The organism is Segatella copri, from assembly GCF_051861805.1.
Lineage (GTDB): Bacteria > Bacteroidota > Bacteroidia > Bacteroidales > Bacteroidaceae > Prevotella > Prevotella copri_M.
Genome location: NZ_CP146520.1, coordinates 1,597,670 through 1,620,007 on the forward strand (window position 1 = coordinate 1,597,670; position 22,338 = coordinate 1,620,007).

The 22,338-nt window shown below is 50.2% G+C and carries 17 protein-coding genes; 5 read left to right on the forward strand and 12 right to left on the reverse strand.

All coding sequences use genetic code 11. The features are described from left to right. Positions 1 to 62: 62 nt before the first annotated feature. The 12 genes from V8Z93_RS06095 to V8Z93_RS06150 all read right to left on the reverse strand — a co-directional run bounded on the left by V8Z93_RS06095 (position 63) and on the right by V8Z93_RS06150 (position 16,177). Entirely contained in the window at positions 63 to 806 is a 744-nt protein-coding gene (locus tag V8Z93_RS06095) for a hypothetical protein (RefSeq protein ID WP_439432693.1), read from the reverse strand. Between the two features lie 61 nt (positions 807 to 867). Further along, positions 868 to 1,479: a polysaccharide deacetylase family protein gene (locus V8Z93_RS06100; protein WP_218412411.1), complete on the reverse strand. Its 612-nt coding sequence runs from the start codon at positions 1,477 to 1,479 to the stop codon at positions 868 to 870. Between the two features lie 73 nt (positions 1,480 to 1,552). Continuing rightward, the gene (locus V8Z93_RS06105; protein ID WP_439432694.1) at positions 1,553 to 4,987 is read right to left on the reverse strand and encodes a glycosyltransferase family 117 protein; all 3,435 of its coding nucleotides are present in this window, start codon (positions 4,985 to 4,987) and stop codon (positions 1,553 to 1,555) included. Positions 4,988 to 5,135: 148 nt separating this feature from the next. After that, entirely contained in the window at positions 5,136 to 5,852 is a 717-nt protein-coding gene (locus V8Z93_RS06110; RefSeq protein ID WP_439432695.1) for a metal ABC transporter ATP-binding protein, read from the reverse strand. Between the two features lie 54 nt (positions 5,853 to 5,906). Next, on the reverse strand, positions 5,907 to 6,824 hold the full coding sequence (locus V8Z93_RS06115; protein ID WP_439432696.1) for a metal ABC transporter solute-binding protein, Zn/Mn family: 918 nt from the start codon (positions 6,822 to 6,824) through the stop codon (positions 5,907 to 5,909). Positions 6,825 to 6,845: 21 nt separating this feature from the next. Continuing rightward, positions 6,846 to 7,298, reverse strand: coding sequence for a YqaA family protein (locus V8Z93_RS06120; RefSeq protein WP_203040573.1), 453 nt, complete (start codon positions 7,296 to 7,298; stop codon positions 6,846 to 6,848). A 10-nt stretch (positions 7,299 to 7,308) separates the two neighbouring features. Further along, the gene (locus V8Z93_RS06125; protein WP_439432697.1) at positions 7,309 to 8,271 is read right to left on the reverse strand and encodes a hypothetical protein; all 963 of its coding nucleotides are present in this window, start codon (positions 8,269 to 8,271) and stop codon (positions 7,309 to 7,311) included. Between the two features lie 144 nt (positions 8,272 to 8,415). Beyond that, positions 8,416 to 9,684, reverse strand: coding sequence for a phosphoribosylamine--glycine ligase (purD, locus tag V8Z93_RS06130; RefSeq protein ID WP_203050813.1), 1,269 nt, complete (start codon positions 9,682 to 9,684; stop codon positions 8,416 to 8,418). Between the two features lie 20 nt (positions 9,685 to 9,704). Further along, positions 9,705 to 11,951 (reverse strand): DPP IV N-terminal domain-containing protein, encoded by a 2,247-nt coding sequence (locus V8Z93_RS06135; protein ID WP_439432834.1) that lies wholly within the window; start codon positions 11,949 to 11,951, stop codon positions 9,705 to 9,707. 178 nt (positions 11,952 to 12,129) lie between these two features. After that, positions 12,130 to 13,764 (reverse strand): THUMP domain-containing protein, encoded by a 1,635-nt coding sequence (locus V8Z93_RS06140; RefSeq protein WP_439432698.1) that lies wholly within the window; start codon positions 13,762 to 13,764, stop codon positions 12,130 to 12,132. After that, on the reverse strand, positions 13,748 to 14,689 hold the full coding sequence (locus V8Z93_RS06145) for a serine O-acetyltransferase (protein ID WP_203050816.1): 942 nt from the start codon (positions 14,687 to 14,689) through the stop codon (positions 13,748 to 13,750). Before V8Z93_RS06145 ends, V8Z93_RS06140 begins: the two co-directional genes overlap by 17 nt. Positions 14,690 to 14,839: 150 nt before the next feature. Beyond that, positions 14,840 to 16,177 (reverse strand): MATE family efflux transporter, encoded by a 1,338-nt coding sequence (locus tag V8Z93_RS06150; RefSeq protein WP_439432699.1) that lies wholly within the window; start codon positions 16,175 to 16,177, stop codon positions 14,840 to 14,842. 260 nt (positions 16,178 to 16,437) lie between these two features. On the opposite strand from V8Z93_RS06150, the gene V8Z93_RS06155 reads away from it, so the two are divergent. The 5 genes from V8Z93_RS06155 to V8Z93_RS06175 all read left to right on the forward strand — a co-directional run bounded on the left by V8Z93_RS06155 (position 16,438) and on the right by V8Z93_RS06175 (position 22,247). Then, the gene (locus V8Z93_RS06155; RefSeq protein ID WP_439432700.1) at positions 16,438 to 17,589 is read left to right on the forward strand and encodes an N-acetyltransferase; all 1,152 of its coding nucleotides are present in this window, start codon (positions 16,438 to 16,440) and stop codon (positions 17,587 to 17,589) included. 92 nt (positions 17,590 to 17,681) lie between these two features. Next, complete coding sequence (locus V8Z93_RS06160; protein ID WP_439432701.1) at positions 17,682 to 19,313, forward strand: nucleotidyltransferase family protein; 1,632 nt, start codon at positions 17,682 to 17,684, stop codon at positions 19,311 to 19,313. Between the two features lie 66 nt (positions 19,314 to 19,379). After that, positions 19,380 to 20,294, forward strand: coding sequence for a CDP-alcohol phosphatidyltransferase family protein (locus V8Z93_RS06165; RefSeq protein ID WP_217764323.1), 915 nt, complete (start codon positions 19,380 to 19,382; stop codon positions 20,292 to 20,294). A 49-nt stretch (positions 20,295 to 20,343) separates the two neighbouring features. Beyond that, a complete protein-coding gene (locus tag V8Z93_RS06170; protein WP_203040563.1) occupies positions 20,344 to 21,390 on the forward strand; it encodes a lysylphosphatidylglycerol synthase transmembrane domain-containing protein in 1,047 nt (348 codons plus the stop codon). A gap of 11 nt (positions 21,391 to 21,401) precedes the next feature. After that, positions 21,402 to 22,247 (forward strand): HAD family hydrolase, encoded by an 846-nt coding sequence (locus V8Z93_RS06175; RefSeq protein WP_439432702.1) that lies wholly within the window; start codon positions 21,402 to 21,404, stop codon positions 22,245 to 22,247. Positions 22,248 to 22,338 lie beyond the last annotated feature (91 nt).

Consider the following 22,338-nt stretch of genomic DNA (forward strand, 5'->3'; position numbering starts at 1 on the left):
CTGTTGGGCGATAGTCTGTCAGCTGTTGTGTATACATCAGCTGCTATGAGATAAGCTTCTTTTTATTCCTCTGCCAGTTCCTTCATGGCATCGTTCAGTGTATTGAACAAAACATTGATGTTTTCTTCTTCGTTCTTGCAGGCTTCCTTGAACAAAGCTACGGGGTCTTCCGGGTCACCCTTCAGCGGAGCCTCGTTGAGAAGGATATTTACATTGTTCAGCAGCATGCCGTGCAGAGTAGGCATGTGGAGCTGAGACTGAGTGCCCTCCTTGCTGCCACACTTCAAGCCGGAGGCATACGCCTTTACGATGATGCGCACCAGCAGATGGATAGCCATCGGCTCATCGGCAAGACTGATGAGGATGCCGTGGGTGTAATCGCGCAGATGCTCCTCAATGGTGGTAAACTTACCCTGCAGCAGCCAGGTGAAGTTGCGCTTGTATTCAGCCTCCATCGCATTGTAAAGCGGATTCGACTTGCAGGCTATGCGCAGATAATCGAGCATTGTAGGCTCAAAGGAAGGATCCGCCTTCTTCATGCTCTCGAAATTCTTCTTCATGCGGTCGTTCGCCTCATCCGCACTCTTGTAGTTGAGACGCACGAGGGTAGAGAACATGATGTCGAAGAAATATTGGTTCACCTCGCCATAATGCTCCAGCATCATCTGCTTGATTTCCTTCGGGTCGTTCTTCTTCTTGAAGTCGTCGCCGCCGATAGCCGCATCCATGATGCCACGGGCATACGCCTCAAAGAAAGCTCTTACAAACGAAGCCACAGCTTGGTAACTATTGATTCTTTTGCTCATTGTTTATCAAAATGAATTAATCAAAAAAATGAATTAATCAAAGATTTAATCAAAGAATGATTTAATCAAAAATCTTGAATTCATATCCCTGTTCCATCAGCCATTCTATGGATTGTGGGAGCGCCGTCTTCAGCTTGTCGATGCTCTTCAGCGAGTCGTGGAAGGTGATGATGCTGCCGTTGCGGGCATACTTCTTCACGTTGTTCACCACGTCTTCTGCCGTCATCCACTTGGAATAATCTCGGGTCACCACATCCCACATAATCACCTTGTAGGTGCGATGCAGCCACCAGTACTCACTCTGTCGCATCCATCCATGGGGTGGACGGAAGAGATGGGCGTGGATCAACTCGTTCGCCTTGTTGGTGTTGAGCACGTAGGAGATGACACGGTGCTTGAAGGCACCGATGTGGTTGAAGGTGTGGTTGCCAATCTGATGACCCTCTGCCACAATCTGGTTGTAGAGGTCGTGGTTGCGCAGCACGTTTTCGCCCACCATGAAGAAGGTGGCCTTGATGTTGTACTTTCTCAAGGTTTCCAGGATGAATGGGGTGGATTCGGGTATCGGACCATCATCGAACGTGAGATACACCGAATGGTCATTCTTGTCCATTCGCCATATTGCCTTTGGATATAGCCATCTAAGCCACTTGGCTGGTTGCTCTATGAACATGGGAAATATTGATTTTTATGAAATAATGAAAAGATGACCTCGCAAAAACGCGAGGCCATCTCTTGTATTCTGATTACTGATTGCCTTCTGGCATTCTGCCGCCTCTGCCGTGGTACAGGGTATAGAGGTTGTTGAGTTGCTTCTGATACTTCTGTTCCAACTGAGGACTTACCATGCCTGCCACATCGCAGGTGCTCTGCATGATCATGATCTGACGGATGCAGTCGTTCTGACTCTGCAGGAAGTGGTCGTTAGACAACGACAGGTAATAGTTGAGATACTGTGAAGCGTTCTTCCAAACTGCCTCCACATACTCCTTACCCTTAGCCTTTTGACCGGTCATCAGCCAGCCGCGAGCCATATCCAGAGCGCCGCTCATGTAGTCGAGCGTCACATTGTATGCAGGAATCTCCACATCAGCCTTCTTCAGGATGTTGATAGCCTTCTGCTTCTTGCCTTCGGCGATGAGCTGCAGGGCTGTCTGGGCGAGCAGACGGCGATGTGTATAGCACATGCGCATGGTGGTCTCGTCGATGTAGAGGCCCTTCTGCTTCAGGTTGCCGAACTTGAATCGGGTCATGATGTTATGATAGGTCTTCTCTGTGTCGAAGTTCTTGGCTCCCGGCTTGTTGGTGGTGAACGGAGTGATACGGTTGACGAGACCCTCCTGAACGAAGTTGTCGCCAAGGTTCATGTAGTTCTCCTGACCCACTGTCAAAGCCACGTAGAGTGGACGGGTCCAGTTGCTCTGAGCCAGCATTTCGAGCATCATCAGGTCGTTCTTGTAGAGAGCACTCTTGCCGGCAAGCGAGATCACCATCTTGTCAGGGATGGAATCCGAAGCCATCATCATGCCGCTCTTCTTCACAGCCTCCTTGTCGATGGTGATGTAGAGGGTATCTGTTGGGATAACGTGCATATCTGGGTTCTTGCTGCGTACCCAGTATTTAAGAATGTTCTTCAGCTCGAATGGCTCATTGCCAAACTGCTTCTTGGCATTCTCTGGGTCCTGCTTGTAGAATTCCAGAATCTGCTGCTTAGCCTCAGGCTGAACAGATACATACTCGTTGGTGCCTGAACAGAAGTCGAGACGTGGCCAGGTGATAGGCACGGATGGGGAGTCGTAGGCAGGACGCATCATCTGGTCGATGTACCAGTCGGTCTGCAGATAGCTCAGGTTACATACACGTGCATCGGTTCCTACGCCCTCTACCTCCTGGTTGTACCAGAGTGGGAAGGTATCGTTATCACCATTGGTAAAGATGATAGGATGGCTCTTCTCCTGAAGTGACATCAGATAGTTCTGACCGAAGTCACGGCAGGTGTAGCGGCCAGAGCGGTCGTGGTCATCCCAGGTCTGCGATGCCATCTGGATAGGCACGAGGAGGGTGATAACGGCAACGATGGCTGAAATAGCTGTACCGCTGAGCTTCATCTTCTGCTTCAGGATGTCGAGGATGGCTACTACGCCAAGACCGCACCAGATAGCGTATGCATAGAATGAACCGGCGTAGGCATAGTCACGCTCACGTGGCTGCATTGGAGTCTGGTTCAGATAGATAACGATGGCAAGACCCGTCATGAAGAACAGGAAGAATACCACCCAGAACTGCTGGATACCTACAGGGAGAACCTCCTCTGTTTCCACGCCGTTCTTTACTACCTTGCGCTTGCGGGTGTACCAAGCCTGCCAGAAGAGACCGATCAAGCCGAGAATCAGCGGCATGCAGTAGAACACGTTGTGACCCTTGTTCTCCTTCAGATCATCTGGCAACTTGCTCTGGTCGCCATAGAGCTGGTCATCAATGAATGAGAAACCGGAAATCCAGTTGCCATGCTCTGGCTCACCATTGCCCTGGATATCGTTCTGACGTCCGGCAAAGTTCCACATAAAGTAGCGCCAGTACATGAAGTTGCACTGATAGGAGAGGAAGAAGCGGATGTTGTCAATCTGTGAAGGCATCTTCACCATGATATTCTCTCCGCAGCGGTCGTAAGGCACCTCGGTGCCATCCACGCCGCCCATCCAGTCTTCGTATGCCTGGGCATGAGCCGAACTGTACATACGAGGGAAGAGCATATTCTGTGCATAGATATACTTGTTCTTGTGGCTTACCACGAAGTAAGAGTCCTTCTCGTCGGCAGAAGCCTTCTCCTTGCGCTGGTAAACCGGTGCACCTTCCTGCATCACAGGCTTGCACATGTTGCCATCCACTTCGAGGGCAACCTGAGAGGTGTATGCCTGACCATAGAGCAGTGGGCGGTCGCCATACTGGTCACGGCTCAGATAACTGCCCAGGGTAAAGATATCCTCAGGAGAGTTCTGGTCCATAGGAGGGTTGGCAGATGAACGGATTACGATGAGCGCATAGCTTGAGTAACCGATCATGAGCATCAGCATGCAGAGCAAGGCTGTGTTCTTGATGCGGGCTGTAACCAGCGGCACGCGCTGCATCTTCTTCTTGGCGATGCCAGTCACCTCGTCAACGCCTGTTACCACCTCCTTCTTGCGCTTGTAGGTAAGGGCAAGCCAGAGAACGGCGAGGACGATGATGCCGCAGACTACGGCTGTCCAGCCATATCCATAGAATGGAATACCGAGCATGCCGAAACCGAGAACGAAGGCGATGTTCTGCTTCTTCTCGTTCTTTTCTGAAGCATTGTAAGTCTCGTAGATGCCCCAGATAACAGAGGCAACGAGGCAGATGATATATACGATTTCACCGGTGTTGAATGGACAACCGAGTACGTTGACGAAGAACAGCTCGAACCATCCGCCTACGGTGATGATACCTGGAACCACACCATACAATACGGCTACCACTACCAGGAACGAGAGAACCAACGCCAGAAGCGAGCCCTTCAGGTTGGCATGAGGCACCTTTTTGTAATAGTAAACCAATACGATGGCTGGGATACAGAGCAGGTTGAGCAAGTGCACACCGATACTCAAACCGGTCATATAGGCGATGAGCACGAGCCATCGGTCGCTATGAGGTTCGTCGGCGTGGTCTTCCCACTTCAATATCAGCCAGAATACCACGGCGGTGAAGGCAGAAGAGAAGGCGTAAACCTCACCCTCTACAGCCGAGAACCAGAAGGTATCGCTGAAGGTGTAGATGAGTGCGCCCACCATACCTGATGCCTCTATGGCAATCAGCTTGCTGGTGGTCATTTCCTTCCAGTCGCCGATGATGAGCTTGCGAGCCAGGTGGGTAATTGTCCAGAAGAGGAACATGATGCAGACGGCACTGAGGAGTGCGCTCATCGTGTTCACCATCTTGGCCACCTGAGTGGTGTCGCTGGCGAAGTGTGTGAAGAAATTGCCCATGAGCATGAAGAAAGGTGCCCCCGGTGGGTGACCTATTTCCTGCTTATAAGCAGTAGTGATAAACTCAGGACAGTCCCAGAAACTGGCTGTCGGCTCAATCGTGGAACAATAAACGAAAGCCGCAATGATGAATGCGACCCATCCGAAGATATTGTCCACCAATTTGTACTGTTTCATTATTGTTTTAACTTTAATGTATTATATTTCTTTATTTCCAGTGTATAAATCGTTGCAAAGATACTAAAAAGATGAGATAATCTAGAAGTTCTTTCTTGTTTTTTAGGCATTATTATATTATCTATCTAAACATTTAGGAAATAAGCTTCTAAACATTCAGGAAATGTTCTTCCAGTTTTTCTCTTGGCATATCCGCCGTATCGTGATAATGCAGGTGATGGTTTACGCAGGCGATGTGCTTCACGTTGTTGAGCACTTCGGCTACATCGTGGCTCACGATGATGATGGCGCATTCCTTGTTGATTTGTTCCAGCATCTCGTACATCTGCTTCTGGAATCGGCGGTCGATGTAGGTGTTGGGCTCATCGAGGATTACCACATCGGGCTTGGATACGATGGCGCGTGCCAGGAGCACTCGCTGCAGCTGTCCGCCGCTCAGGGCGGCGATGTGGCGGTCTTTGAATTCCATCAGCTGCATGCGTTCCAGGGTGTCGAGCACCTGCTGGTGCTGCGCTTGGCTATATCTGGAAAAGAGGCTCTTGGTCTTGCTGAGGCCGGAGAGCACTACTTCGTATACGGAGATGGGGAATTGCTTGTCGAGGGAGTTGTATTGTGGGAGATAGCCCATCGAAATTTCCTTTACTTCCTTCCCATCTTTATAATATCGGATATTGCCTTCCGTGGGTTTCATGAGTCTCAGTATGAGGCGCATGAGGGTAGTCTTGCCACCACCGTTTGGTCCGATGATGCCAAGATAATCGTCCTGATAGACGGTGAGATTGGTGTCATTGAGTACCTGCTTGCCGTCGTATCCGGCGGATAGGTGCTCGATTTCGATTAACTTTGAACCTTGAACTTTGAACATTGAACTTTATGATTAGTTATTGTTCTTTATACTTTTTATAAAATATTGGCGAGCCTACTTCCCAACCACAATTTCCTTGCCTTGTACTGCGGCTGCCGCTTCCTGCATCGCCCAGTTCCATTCTCCCTGCAATGGGTTGATATTCATTGGCTTGGTCTGGCTTTCCTTGATGAAAGTATTGGTGTTGCGGTTGGCAAATTCAGCCTGAATGAGGCAATATTTTATCTTTTCTTTTCTTGCTCTCTCTATGAGGCTCTTCAGCTGGGCAGCACTCGGCTCCCTGCCTTCCTCCTCAATGGTCAACTGCTCCAACTGGTAATCACGGGCGAAGTAGGTGAGGATAGGGTGATAGATTACAAACTTGCGAACCAGCTCAGGATGATCCTTGAAACCCTTTCTGATGGTGCTGTCTCGCTTGTCGATGATCTTCTGCAGCGACAGATAGTTCTTCTCAAAGAACGCCTTGTTCTTCGGTTCCAGATTACAGAGTGCCTTGAGGATGTTGCTCGCGATGATGCGGGCATTCTGGCAACTCATCCAGACATGCGGGTCGATGTTGCCGCCTGGTGTCTTGGCAGGCTTGATGCCTACAGAGGTATCTATCACCTTCATATCCGGAGCATTGTCCTGCAGCTTCTTCATCCAGGTCTGTTCAAAACCGATGCTGCCCACCTTCAGATAGAGGGCACTCTTCGTAAGTTCCATCATCTGTTCGGCGTATGGCTCGTAAGTCTCCGGGTTGTTGCCGTTGGATACCATCACGTTGACATCCACCTTGTTTTCGGCAATCTTATCCACGAAATACTTGTAGGGCGGGATGGTCACGGTAACCATAGGCTTCTCTGAACCAGATGTCTTCCCCGATTCAGCCTGTTTCTGAGGCGTGCCCTTGCAGCCGGCAAGACATCCCCCAAATATTCCCCCTAATATAATAAGGTATAGAAACCTCTTCATATATTCAAATCTCTTCATATATTCAAATCTCTTTATGTTTTAAACGATGAAACTCAGGCCATATACCAGCAAAACATATCTCAGCACTTTTCCGATGGTGATGCTGATGGTAGAGATGATGATGTTGGCTCTGGTTAGCCCCAATACGATGGTGATGGCACTTCCCAATATCGGGATGAAGGCGAAGAAGCCCATCCAGGCACCACGCCCCGCCATGAATCTTTCAGCCTGGTCGAGTTTCTCTTTCTTTACGTGCAGATATTTCTCTATCCACTCCATCTTTCCGAGTCTTCCCACGCCATAATTAAACAGTGAGCCCAGCACGTTTCCAATGCTGCCATATATCACCAGCGGTATCGGGTCCAATCCTGCCGCCTGCAAGCCCGACATCACCACCTCACTGCTGAAGGGGAAGAAACTGCCGGCAAGAAAAGCGGACGCAAACATGCCCCAATAGCCCCAGTTGATTAAAAAGTCTATAATGTAACTCATTGAATATTATTTATATGTTCATCGCCTGCATCAGTATCGTTTCAGGGATGAAAATATTATATAATAAAATCAGTACCACGATAACCAGCATTGAGATAAACATGATGTTCGTAATCTTACCACGGGTGAAGGTGATGAAGTGAGCCACGAGTGGCGCTGTATTCACAATCATGATGCCGCCGAGCTCCTTGATATGCTGAGGCTGCAGTATGATGAATGCCAGACTCACGAAGTTCACCATGGTGAAGGTGTCGTAGATCATTCTCGTGCGAATCTTGTCGGCGTATGACGTGTGCAGGAAGTGGATGGAACCGATGACGCCCAGGATGGTGAGGAACACCAGGTTCACTACCTCATGGTCGGTAACCTGCGAATAGTCGAACAGTTCCTTGTAGTTGATGAACTCCATGAAATGGTTTGCCAGACCCTGCATATTGTCGGTGTAGGCATAGTAACCCGCTGAGAACCAGTAGGGCATCACCACACCGATGATAGATGAAAAGAAGTTGCGGATGCTGAATGAATTGGTAAATACCATCATCATCAGCCAGAGTACAGGCAGGAAATAGCCTATCTGGATGAAGACCATCGAGGCGAGACCGATGCAGAAGAAGGCATAGAAAGTCCAGCCCGACGACTGCTTGTCCTGATAGCCGTTCCAGATGATGAGATAGAAGGCGATGAAGCACATCGTCACGATGCTTGCCTTGAACGATGGCGCAGGCAGACTGGTCATGGTGATGAATACCAGGAAACTGCACGAAACCATGCGGCTGTAGGTGCGCATCAGGGAATTATGGTTGTTGAGCTCTACCATCAGCAGGGTAGAGATGATGGTAAAGGCAAACTGTACCCAGATATTGGATACCAAAAAACCTACAGCAACCCATACCAAGGCGGCAAGGGTTGCTGTGATAGGTAAAGCGTAGCGGCTTGACGCTACTTTATTTTGAAAAGTTTTCTTTCTTAACATCTATATTTAGTTTATAGTTTATAGTTAATAGTTTATAGAGGCTTGCGCCGTTATAAATGGACTTGCATACCTAAAAATAATCAATTAATAATCGAAGAATGCATGAATGTCTATTAATTATAAACTATTAACTATTAACTCATCTTAAAGATCCTGTCCGATATCAGAACGGAAGTACTTGTCGGTGAACTGAATCTTCTGTGCCTCGGCAAAGCTCTTCTTCAAGGCTTCTTCCTTGTCCTTGCCGTAGCTGCTTACGCAGATGACACGACCACCATTGGTTACTACCTCGCCATCCTTCATCGCTGTGCCCGAGTGGAATACCACTGAGCCTTCCACGTCGTTGATACCCTTGATAGGATAACCCTTCTTGTAAGCCTCTGGATAACCGCCGCTTACGAGCATTACGCAGACTGCAGCACGCTCGTCAAACTCGATGCTGCGCTTGTCCAAATCGCCGGCAGCTACACCCTCGAAGAGATCCACGATGTCGCTCTTCAGGCGGAGCATCACGCTCTCTGTCTCTGGGTCACCCATACGGCAGTTGTACTCAATCACCATTGGCTCGCCTTCCACGTTAATCAAGCCGAAGAAGATGAAGCCCTTGTAGTCGATGTTCTCCTCGGCAAGACCCTCAACGGTAGGACGGATGATGCGCTCATCCACCTTCTGCATCCACTCCTTGGTAGCGAATGGCACAGGGGTAACACTACCCATACCGCCGGTGTTCAAACCGGTATCGTGCTCGCCGATGCGCTTGTAATCCTTAGCCTCTGGCAGAATCTTGTAGTTCTTGCCGTCGGTCAATACGAATACAGAGCACTCGATGCCGCTCAGGAACTCCTCAATCACCACGCGTGCAGAAGCGTTGCCGAACATACCGCCCAGCATCTCCTTGAACTCCTTCTTGGCCTCTTCCAGGGTAGGGAGGATGAGAACGCCCTTACCGGCGCACAAACCGTCTGCCTTCAGTACGTAAGGAGCCTTCAGAGTCTCCAGGAACTTCAAGCCTTCCTCTACGTGCTCGCCGTCGAAAGTCTCATACTGGGCAGTAGGGATGTTGTGACGCTTCATAAACTGCTTGGCGAAGTCCTTGCTGCCTTCCAGTACGGCGCCAGCCTTTGATGGACCGATTACAGGGATGTTCTGGGTGCGAGGATCGTTCTTGAAGTCATCGTAAACACCCTTTACCAATGGGTCTTCAGGACCAACTACCACCATATCAACGCCATTCTCCACTGTGAAGTTCTTCAGAGCCTCAAAGTCATCGGCCTTGATATCAACGTTCTCGCCGACATTCTGTGTACCGGCATTACCAGGAGCGATAAAGAGTTTCTCACACTTTTCGCTCTGAGCGATTTTCCATGCTAAGGCGTGCTCGCGGCCACCGCCTCCTAACAATAAAATTTTCATTTGCTGTAAGTTATTGTTTGTTATTTCAAATAATCGAAGAAATAGTTGCTGATGCGCTCATGCAGATGAGTGCTCTGATGGCCTCTCATGTTGTGAGGCTCGCCAGGATAGACGAAGAAGTCGGGCTGGGTACCGGCTGCGATACATGCCTTCAGGAAGGTGAGGCAGTGCTGTGGCACCACGGTCACATCGTTCAGGCCCTGGATAATCTGCAACTTACCCTTCAGGTTCTTGGCCTGATAGAGCAGGGATGTCTTCTTGTAACCCTCTGGGTTGGTCTGTGGGGTATCCATATAGCGCTCGCCATACATCACCTCGTACCAGTGCCAGTCGATCACCGGACCACCGGCCACGCCTACCTTGAACACATCAGGATAGTTGGTCATCAATGAGATGGTCATGAATCCGCCGAAGCTCCAGCCGTGTACGCCAATCTTGTCGGCATCTACGTAAGGCAGGGTCTTCAGATACTCCACACCCTTCATCTGGTCCTTCATCTCCACCTGACCCAACTGGCGGAAGGTAGCCTGCTCGAAAGCCTTGCCACGGTTCTCGCTGCCACGGTTGTCGAGAATGAAGAGCAGATAGCCCTTTTCTGCCATGTAGGTTTCCCAGCCACGGCTGCTGTAGTTCCAGCGGGCATCCACATTGTGGGCGTGAGGTCCGCCATATACATATATAATGGTAGGATACTTCTTGTTAGGGTCGAAGTTCACCGGCTTCACCATTCTCCAGTAGAGGTCGGTCTCGCCGTCATCAGCCTTGATGGTACCGCAGCTGTACTCAGGAACGTTGTATCCCTTCCATGGGTTCTCGGCTGTGAAGTAAGCGGTACGCTTGCCGTTTTCGGTGTTCACGATGGCTATCTTGCGAGGCACGGTTGGAGTAGAGTAGTTATCATAGATAAACTGTCCGTTCTCGCTCAGGGTAGCGTTGTGCCATCCCTTGCCGCAATCGTCCATCATGGCACGCTTGCCGGTCTTGGTATCCACCACGAAGATGTTTCGCTGGATAGGAGAGCTTTCGTTTGATGCGATAATGATGCTCTTGCGCTTGGCGTTGAAGCCGAGCACTTCCATCACCTCCCATTTGCCCGATGTCAACTGCTTGATTTCGAGTGATTCTGTGTTGCTTGCCATGCGGCTTCCGTGCTTGCCCAGGGTGCAGAGATAGAGGTGGTTGTAGCCATCCTTGCGGCTCTGCATGATAAAGCTGTTGCTGTCCCACGGCAGGAACAGGATTGGGTGGCAAGGCTCCACGTATTTCTCGTCGGTCTCACGATACAGTTCGCCAGTCTTCTCGCCAGTCTCTGCGCTGTAGGCAGTAAGGCGACAGTCGTTCTGGTCGCGGTTCAGCTCAAACATATAGATGGTCTTGCTGTCTGGGCTCCATGCGATGTTGGTGAAGTAGCGGTCTGTAGGGTCGCCCGCCTTCAGATAGATGGTCTTGCCTGTCATGCAGTCGAACACGCCCACGGTTACCTTGTGCGATGTTTCGCCCGTCATCGGATACTTGTCTGGTGCTGGTTTGGCGCAGCAGGTCTGGGTTTCAGGATGATTGAAGTAATCAATCTCCGGGATATCCACCTGCGGATAATCTGTCACCATGCTCTGGTCCATGCGATAGAAGGCGAGCAGTTCGCCGTTAGGGCTCCAGAAGGTACCCTTGCTGATACCGAACTCATCGCGGTGAACACTCTGACCATAGACGATTTCTCGGCTGCCATCCTTTGAAATCTGGAAATCGTGCGATTTCTTCTCTCGGGTCATGGCATTGTTGGTCACGTCGAAGGTGCGCACGTAGAGGTTGCTGCCCTTCAGGTAGGCGAATGCATTCTGTTGGGCGTTCGCCTCCAGCAGGTTTTCGCCGTCTTCAAAATCCATCTCGCTCACCAGCTTATGCTTTTTGAAGTCGATGGTGTAGGTCTTGCTGCCGTTGTTCACCATCACGATGCTCTTTCCTGCAAAAGGGAACTGAGCGTTGTAGAGGGCTCTTACCTTGATGTCCTTGGTAGGAGCAATCCACTGGTTGATATCGTTGATGCCGAAGAGTTTGGTCTCTTTGCCGGTAGTCTTGTTCACGAGATAGCAAGCCTCCACGTCCTGGCGGATGAGTTCATTTCCCCACCAGGTGCACCAGCGGTTCTTTGCCACCATGTTGCGATAGTTGTTGCCGCCGAAGTTCAAATCCTCCAAGGTGAAGGTTTTCTTGCCCTTCTGCGCCGGAACAACGCCCTGCGCCTGCATCTCGGTTGCATTCATAGCCATCATGGAAATCATTGCAGCGAAAGATAATTTATAAATTGAATTCTTCAGATTCATCATTGTTTTTCTTGTTTTTTTATTTCTAGCGACCCCGTGTTTTACGATGCCGCTAGACTTATCTATCTGATAACTAAGATTTTATCTTTAGTGACATCGCGTTTTACGATGTCACTAGAAATTCTTAATCCTCGTCATCAAAGTCGGTGTCGAAGCTTGGTTGGCTGCCACGCTTTCCTCCGAAGTCCTTGCCACCACGGCGGTCGCCCTTGAAGCCACCGCGCTTGTCGCCCTTCTCGAAACGCTTGCCGTCACGCTTGCCTCCGAAGTCTCTGCCACCCTTGCGGTCGCCCTTGAATCCGCCACGCTTGTTGTCACGGTCGTCACGGTCGCCGCTGCGCTTTCCTCCGAAGCTGCGGCCGCCTTTGCGGTCATCATCCTCATCGTTGCGTCTTCCGGCACCCACACGTGGGCGTCCGCCACGGCGAATCTCATTGCGGCGTTTCTCGAAGTCCTCCAAGCGATGGCTGTGGAACTGGAAGCTGCGGATATCTGCATCCTCGTTCTCAGTCTCCTCGCTCACGCGCTTCTTGAACTCACGCTCCTTCTTGAAGCGGTGCTTCTGCGCCATCTCGCTCTTCTCGCGCTCAGTCTTCACGATACCGCCCTCAGAGCGGAACTCCTTCATCTTGCCGTCGAACATCACGTACTTGCGGAACTCGCACTCCAGACTTCCGTTATATACCGGAATCTTGATAGATGGCTTCAAACCAATCTGCTCGAAGCACTCCTCGCGGTAGCTCAATACCCAAGCCTCGTTGCCGGCGAAGGCACGCTTGAAGCGCTCGCCAATCATCTTGTAGGTATTCAGCAGGTTAGGCGTAGAGATACGCTCGCCATAAGGAGGGTTCATCACGATGATGCTCTTCTCGGCAGGCTGGGTGAAGTCCTTGAAGTCCTGCTGGGCGATGGTGATATCCTTGCTCAGTCCGGCAGCACGCACGTTGAGGTTGGCTGTGTTCACCGCCTTCATATCTACATCATATCCGTAGATGTGGTGCTCGAACTCACGCTCCTGAGAGTCATCGTTATAGATCATGTCGAAGAGATCCTGGTCAAAATCGTTCCATTTCTCGAAGGCAAACTCCTTGCGGAATACACCTGGAGAGATGTTGCGGGCGATGAGTGCAGCCTCGATGGCGATGGTTCCCGAACCGCACATAGGGTCGATGAAGTCGCATTCGCCCTTCCAGCCGGTCATCAGGATCATACCGGCAGCCAGCACCTCGTTCAATGGTGCCTCCACCTGCTCCTGACGGTAGCCACGGCGGTGCAGACTCTCGCCACTTGAGTCGAGACTCAGCGTAGCCTTATCCTCAGCAATATGGATGTTGAGGCGGATGTCAGGGTTAGAAACGCTGATGTTAGGACGTGTGCCCTGCTTCTCGCGGAACCAGTCCACGATGGCATCCTTTACCTTGTAAGTCACGAAGCGTGAGTTGCGGAACTCCTCTGAATAGACTACAGAATCTACCGAGAAAGTCTTCTTCACGTCTAAGATGTCATCCCACTTAATCTTCTGAATCTCGTCGTACACCTCCTCGGCAGAACGTGCCTTGAAGTGCTTGATAGGTTTCAAGATACGGATGGCTGTGTGCAACTGGAAGTTAGCACGATACATCATTTCCTTGTCGCCTGTGAAAGATACCATGCGGCGACCTATTTGTACATTGTTAGCACCCAGTTGGGTGAGCTCCTCAGCCAAGACTGGCTCCAGACCCATAAAGGTCTTGGCAATGAGTTCAAATTCCTGTTCCATTATTGAATTCTATATCTAATAAACTTTGTTTTTCTTTTCTATATTTTTTTGTTTTCGGCTTCATATCCTTGGTCACCCATACGTTGGCACCAACGATGCAGCCTTCGCCGATGGTGATTCTGCCCAGGATGGTGGCGTTGGCATACACGATGACATCGTCTTCCAGGATAGGGTGGCGAGGGATTCCCTTGATAGGGTTGCCGTCCTTGTCCAGCGGGAAACTCTTGGCTCCCAGGGTGACACCCTGATAGAGTTTCACGTTGTTGCCGATGATGCAGGTGGCACCGATAACCACACCCGTGCCGTGGTCGATGGTGAAATGGTGGCCGATGGTAGCCTCCGGATTGATATCGATACCCGTCTCCGAGTGTGCCAGCTCCGTCATCATTCTTGGGATGAGTGGCACGCCGAGCTTGTGCAGAACATGGGCGATGCGATAGTTGGTTATCGCCTTGATTACGGGATAGCACGAGATGATTTCTCCGTGGCTCATCGCTGCCGGGTCGCCGTTGTAGGCAGCCTCCACGTCGGTGGCGAGAATCTTGCGGAGGTTAGGAAATTCCATGATGGCTTTGGCGGCGATGACGCCTGCCTTGGCGCGTTGGTGCTGCAGCTCAGCCTGGGTTTCCGTTTCGCAGTCGTTGGCGAAGCAGAGTCCGGCGAGAATCTGTTCAGCGAGCATCTCGTAGAGTTTTTCTACTCTTACTCCGATATGATATTTGATGGTTGAGATATTGACGGAAGAGTTTCCGAAATATCCCGGAAAGAGGATAGAACGAGACAGATTGATGATGTCTTCGAGCGCCTTGCCCGAAGGAAGAGGATTTCCGTCTCGATGCTGATGGAAGAGACCCTTCAATGATTCGGCGCTAGAAAGCTCATCGATAGTCTCTGTCAGCTGATGAGTTAATGTATCTTTACTCATGTTCTTAATGTATCAATAAAATTCGAGTGCAAAGATACGATTAATTTCTTGAACTGCAAAGAAATAAAGGAGCTTTTTTGGATTTTTTTTGTAGAAATGGAAAGATGGAGTGGAAAAAGTGGGGGTGGAGATAAGCGTTAAAATGAAAAACTATCTTGACATATCCCTGAATGCACTCCAAGCTATCGGAACCGCCACGAGGAAGGAGCAGACATCTGCCCACGCCTGGCACATCTCTACACCCAGCAATCCGAAGAAATGAGGGAGGATGAAGATGAGCGGAATGAAGAAGAGTCCGCTTCGGGCTGCCGCTACGATATTGGCACGAATAGGCTTGCGGATGGTTTGCATCAGCATGTTGGTGAGAACGATGGTGGCTACCAGCGGAAAACTGATTACCTGCCACTTCAGGGCTACGGAACCCACGGCTACCACATGAGGGTCATCACGGAAAAGTTCGATGATCTGCTCTGAGAAGATGAAGCCGATGACGGCACATGCAGCCAGGAACACCGTGCCGCATTTGACGCAAAAATAGTAGGCTTCCTTCACTCGGGAGTACAGTTTGGCACCATAGCAGAAACCGCAGAGGGGCTGGAATCCCTGTCCCAGACCAATGACCACGGCATAGGTGAAGAAGGAAATTCTTGTTACAATACTCATGCCCGCAATGGCTGCGTCTCCATAGGCTCCTGCCGCCACATTCAGCACCAGGGTGGCGATGCTTCCCAAGCCCTGTCTTGACAAGGATGGGGTGCCGCCAAAGATGATTTCCTTGGCGTATGCCTTGGTTGGTGTGAAGTTGCGAAGCTGGATTCGGATGTTCTGACCCTTGTGCGACATCCAGAAAAGCATGGCGCAACCGAAGCACTGGCTGATGAGGGTGGCGATGGCGGCTCCTGTGATGCCTAAGGCAAAATAAATGATGAGCAGCGGGGCAAGAATCAGATTGAGCAATACGCCCGACATGATGCCCTTCATGGCATACATTGCGTTGCCTTGAAAACGCATTAAGTTGTTGAGCGTTAATGATGTAGTCATAAAAGGAGCACCCAGCAGAATGATGCCCAGATAGCGCTCTGTATAGGGTTGGATGGTAGGTGTTGAACCCAAAAGAATGCAGAGCGGTGTAAGGAATATTTGTCCTAGAACGGCAATAACGAAACCCGTAAGAAAACTCAGTACGAAGCCCGTAGCAGCCATTTTCTTCGCCTTCTCTTCCTCTTTGGCGCCCAGCATTCGCGAGATGTAGTTTCCTGATCCGTGACCATAGAAGAAACCCACAGCCTGAATCACCGCCATCATGGCAAACGATACGCCCACGGCAGCCACGCTCTGGGTGTTGATGCTGCCCACGAAATAGGTGTCGGCGAGGTTGTACATACTCGTCGACAACATGCTGATGATGGTTGGAATCGCCATCGTGAAAACCACCCTGTGCACGGGGGCATGGGTGAGGAAAGTATAATTATCTCTCGTTTTCTTCATATTTTCCGAAACTACTTTTTCTGTCAGAATTGCCAAATTCAGTGTGCAAAGATACTGTTTTATTTTCTTTTGAACTAAATATTCGGGCATTTTAACTATCTATTTGAAAAAAAATCTGCTATTAGTTGGCAGAGTAGAAAAAAACTCGTAATTTTGCAGCGGTTTTCTCTTATACATTAATTAAAAAGAGATGAACTCTATTAATTGATAAGAGATAAATGCCGTTTTAAAGAAATAGAAAAAGAAAAATAGATAGTTAAATGAGTGATATAAAAATCGTACCGGTTACCACCAAGAAGGGGTTGAGGGCTTTCATCCAGTTCTATTACGACCTCTATAAGGGGAATAAATTTGCTGTGCCCTTCCTGCGGCTTGACGAATGGAATACGCTGAGCAAGGACAAGAATCCGGCTTTCGAATTCTGCGATGCTCAGTATTTCCTGGCCATCGACTACAGTGTGCCGAAGGTGGTGGGCAGAGTGGCTGCCATCATCAACCACCGTGCCAACGAGCAGTGGAACAAGAAGCAGGTGCGCTTCGGCTGGCTCGACTTCATCGACGATATGGAGGTATCGGGCAAGTTGCTGGATGCCGTTGCTGATTGGGGAAGAGAACACAAGATGGAAGAGATGGTGGGACCGCTCGGATTCACCGATATGGATAGAGAGGGCATGCTGATTGAGGGCTTTCACGAGAAATCGACCATGTACGTGAACTACAATTACCCTTACTATCCGCAGCATATCGAAGGCTTCAATCTCCTGAAAAAAGACAACGACTGGCTGGAATATCGCATCAAGGTGCCTGAGGTGACACCGCCGAAATTCGCCAAGACTGCCGAAATGATAGAGAAGCGATACAACCTGCACGTGCGTAAGTTTACCAAGAACGAACTGGTGAAGCAGGGCATGGGCAGAGAGGTGTTCCACATCGTGAACGAGACCTACAAGGACCTTTACGACTTCCAGCAGCTCACCGAGAATCAGATTGATGGTTATGTGGATTCCTACATCAAGATAGCCGATACGAACCTTATCACCGGTGTGGTGGATGGCAACGATAACAACCGCCTGATAGGCTTCGGCGTATCCTTCCCGTCGCTCACCGATGCCCTGCAGAAAATAGGCAACGGCAAGCTGATGCCTTGGGGCTGGTGGCAGATAGTGAAGGCGCTGAAGCTGCACAAGACCGACACCGTAGACCTGGTTCTCATCGGCGTGCTGCCGGAATATCGCAGCAAGGGTGCCAATGCCCTGATTTTTGCCGACCTCATCGAGCAATATCACCGCTACGGCTTCAAGTGGGCCGAGGCGATGCCGCAGATGGAAACCAACAAGGGCGTACAGAGCCAGTGGCAGTATCTGGAGAGCGTGCAGCATCGCCGCCGCCGCTGCTACAAACAGAAATTATAAACTGAACTTCAGCATGTGTTAGAAACATGCCATACTTGAATAAAGCATGTTCCAAAAACATGCCATACTTGAATATAAAAGAAAAAAATAGAATGAGATTTGCAGTTATTGCCGCAGGCGAGGGAAGCCGACTGGCACAGGAGGGCGTGGAACAGCCTAAACCATTGGTGCCATTGTGTGGCGAACCCATGATAGAGCGCCTTTTGCGCATCTTCGTAGATTGCGGTGCCACGGAAATTGTTGTGATTGTCAACGAATGGAGCACAGCGGTGCGTGAACATCTGGAGCAGATGCAGTTGCCAGTGCCTTTGCGCCTGGTGGTGAAGACCACTCCTAGTTCCATGCACAGTCTGCATGCCCTCTCGCCTTATCTCAGGGGCGAGCGTTTCTGTCTCACCACCGTGGATACCATCTTCCGTGAGGAGGAGTTCAAAAAGTATATCCGTTATTTCCAGGAGGCGAAGGAGATTGACGGTTGCATGGCAGTTACCCCATACGTGGACGATGAAAAACCGCTGTGGGTAGGCGTGGAGAAGCAGGCGGATGCCGAGGGTGCCAGTCTGCTCGACAAGCAGGGTTCCCACAAGAAGCCTCGCATTACGGGCTTCCACGACAAGCAGGAGGGCGACGACCATCTGATTTCGGGTGGCATCTACTGCCTGGGCGACAAGGCGCTGGATGTGCTCGACCATTGCATGGAGCAGGGCATGAGCCGCATGCGCAACTTCCAGCGCCAGCTAGTGGTGGAAGGATTGAAGCTGGAGGCTTATCCTATCAATAAAATCCTGGATGTAGACCACAAGGAAGACATCGCTAAGGCTGAGGCCTTTATCCATCCTCTGGAGGGTAAGACCCTGGTGGGCGTGTGTCGTGGCAACGAGTTTTCGCCTAATTGCGTGGATAACGATGCTGCCATCATGAACGCTGTGAAAGAGCAGCTAGAGGCGCTGGGAGCGCAGGTGATGCTGATGTGTGAGAAGGAGTTCTGCCGCAAGGCAGCCGTGCTGGAGAGAGCCTACGGATGGCCTCGCTGCCGTGTGGCCGTGGGCGTGGACGGCTTCTTCTCGATGGCACGCAGCAAGCAGGCATTGGATGTGCTGGGCAGAATTGAGGAAGAAGGTGTGTTGGTGGTGAACTCCAGTCTGGGCGTGAACCGCTGCATCCGCCGCATCATGACCGAGCGTTTCATCGCCGGAGGCATCGCTACTCCCGAGAGCCGCATCATCGGCAGAAACGGGGAGATGGTGAAGGATATCCACTATCCTTGCTGGCTGAAGCGTGGCGACGGCTGTGCGCAGCAGAAGGAGGATACCTGCTATGTGCAGAACGAGCAGGAGGCTGAGGCGCTGCTGAAGAATTTCTGGCTGCGCGGCATTACTTCGGTGGTGGTGAACGAGCATCTGAAGGGCGACCTCATCAAGTTCTATGGCGTATCGGGCACCGATTTCTTCTATTGGTTCTATCCTTCGAAATGCGGTCATCGTTCCAAGTTCGGTTTGGAGGTGATCAATGGTGATGCGCAGGGCATCGCCTTCGATGCCGATGCCTTGAAGGCTGAGGCTGACAAGGCTGCTGATATGCTAAGTGTGCCAGTATATGGCGGCGACTGCGTGGTAGGCGAGGATGGCAGCGTGAAGATTATCGACTTCAACGACTGGCCTAGCTTTGCGCCATGCCGTGATGAGGCTGCGTTCTATATCGCCACAAAAATGATACAGGAATAACAAAATAAAGATATAGGAATAACAAAATAAAGATATAGGAAAAAATAGGAATTAAAAATAAAAAAGATGAATCAGGAATTTAAGGCTTCTCTGAAATCAGCGGATACCGAGGAGCACATTGATATTTATTTCTATCGTCCCATCGGTTACCAGTGGGCACGATTCTTCCGCATGCTTCACGTCACCCCAAATGTGGTGACCATTCTATCCATCTTCCTCGGCGTAGGAGCGGGCATCTGCTTCTATTTCGACGATTTGGCAATCAATATCTTGGGCATCTTCTTGCTCATCTGGGCAAATGTTTATGACAGTTGCGACGGACAGTTGGCACGTCTTACCAACCAGAAGAGTGCCCTGGGCAGAATCCTGGATGGTGCTGCTGGCGACTTCTGGTTTGTCAGCATCTACTTCGCTATCTCTTTCCGCCTGATGCCGGAATGGGGCTGGAAAATCTGGGCACTCTGCATCGTTGCCGGTTTCGGTTGCCATGCCATTCAGAGCCGTCTTGCCGATTACTACCGTCAGATTCACCTCTTCTTCCTGAAAGGCAAGGAGGGCAGCGAACTGGATGATGCCAGCAAGCAGGTGGAACTGTGGAAGCAGATGAAATGGAAGAAGGAGCCTGTACAGAAACTCTTCCAGTTCTTTTACAAGAATTATACTTTGGGTCAGGAGCGAGATACTCCTATCTTCCAGATATTCAAGAGAAATCTGCGCGAAAGATATCCGCAGCAGTTGCCTGAGCAGTTGCGTGCCGACTTCCGTGCAGGTAGTCTTCCATTGATGAAATTTGCCAACATCCTTACCTTCAACTGGCGCAGCATCACGCTGTTCATCTCTATCCTGATAGGTCTTCCATGGCTTTATCCAGCTATCGAGATTACCGTGTTCAGCCTGATTTTCTTCTATATGCGAGGAACCCACGAGCGTCTTTGCTTGAAGCTCAACCAGAAGGTTCTGAAGGGAGAGTACGGGGCATAAACATCTTATTTTGTGATAACAAATACTTTTGTGAATAACAAGTTCATTTATGAATAACAAGTTCAGAAATATATTTATGGCGTTCGGAATCATCGCCATTATCATCATGCTCTGCACGATGGATATGGACTATACCGATATCTGGCGCTATCTGAAGCAGGCGGGCATCTATTTCCCGCTGATTCTCGGTTTGTGGCTCGTGATCTATTGGGTGAACACCTGTTCCTGGTGGCTTATCATCAACGACGAGGGCAGGGTGAAGGGGCTGTCGTTCTGGCGAGTGTATAAGCTCACCGTGAGCGGATTCGCCCTGAACTATACCACGCCTTGCGGACTGATGGGCGGCGAGCCTTACCGCATCATGGAGCTGAAGCCGTTTACGGGTGTGAGCAAGGCAACATCATCGGTGATTCTCTACGTGATGATGCACATCTTCTCGCATTTCTGGTTCTGGTTCTTGTCGGTATTTCTTTATATCGCCTTGTATCCCGTAGGGGTATCGATGGGCATTATGCTGGGCGTTATCGCAGCCTTCTGCATGCTTGCCATCTATTTCTTCGTAAGAGGTTACAAGACGGGAATGGCACAGAAGGGCATCCGCCTTCTTACCCATATTCCTTTTGTGAAGAACTGGGCAAGGAGATTTGAGCAGGAAAAACAGGATACCTTGGAGCAGATTGATTCGCAGATAGCCTTACTGCATGGTCAGCACAAGCGCACGTTCTATGCCTCTCTTTCCTTTGAGGTGATGGCAAGGGTGTTGCAGAGCTTGGAAATTTATCTGATTCTGAAGGCGTTTGCTGCAGATATCAGCATAGCAGACAGTATTCTGATTCTCGCCTTTTCATCGCTCTTCAGCAACCTTATCTTCTTCTCTCCGATGCAGTTGGGCGCCCGAGAAGGCGGTCTTGCCTTGGCGGTGGATGGTCTGCATCTTACGGGAGCCCTGGGCGTATACACGGGTCTTATCACCCGTATCCGTGAGCTGGTATGGATAGCCATCGGCATCCTGCTCATCAAGGTAGGAAACAAGGACCTGAAGCAGATTCAGGCGGAATACGAGGAAGAGCAGAAGCGCAAGCAGAAAACCAATTAATAAAGGAAAAAATGAAGAAACTAGATATAAAAGGAATTATCTTTGACTATGGCGGTACGCTCGATACCAGGGGCGACCACTGGTCGGAAGTGCTGTGGCAGGGCTACGAGCACTTTGGCATCGGCGTGGCTGCTGATGAAGAGGTGGAGCCAGGAGTGAGTATCCACAAGCAGGCTTTCCGTGATGCCTACGTGTATGGCGAGAGAGCCCTGGCGGTGAACCCTATCGTGACACCAGATTTCCATTTCGAGGATATTCTCAGAGAAAAACTGATTCTGGAATTGAATTTCCTGGCAGGAAAGGAGTTGCTGGAGACAGGAAAGGATGATGCAGAGAAGCAGGCGAAGCTTGGAAATGATTCAGATGCATCTTCAGAAAGTCTTTTGCTCTCCCTTTCCGATTCAGAAATCCATCAGATTGCAGTGGATATGGCGCATTACATTAATGCCAAGACCTTGGATTTATTGCACGAGAACAAGCAGGTATTGGAGCATCTGAAGCAGGCGGGTTATCCGATGGTGCTCGTTTCCAATTTCTACGGCAATATCAACCAGGTGTTGAAGGATGCGGAGATTGACGGGTATTTCAAGGATGTGATAGAATCCGCCGTGGTGGGCGTCCGCAAACCGAACCCTGCCATCTTCGCCCTGGGCGTGTGTGCCTTGGATTTGCCAGCCTCTCAGGTATTGGTGGTGGGCGATACCTACGGCAAGGATATCATCCCTGCCCACAAGCTGGGTTGCCATACCCTTTGGATCAAGGGATTGCAGTGGGAGGAGAAGCAGGTGGACGAATCCATCCCCGATGGAATCATCCGAAAACTATCAGAAATGGAGGAATTTCTGAAAATCTCATAAAAAACTGAAATATATAATCGGTTTTTCATCGAAATTCAGAGATTATTTATAACTTTGCAGCCCGAAAACCAGTATGAATTAATAACGGGCT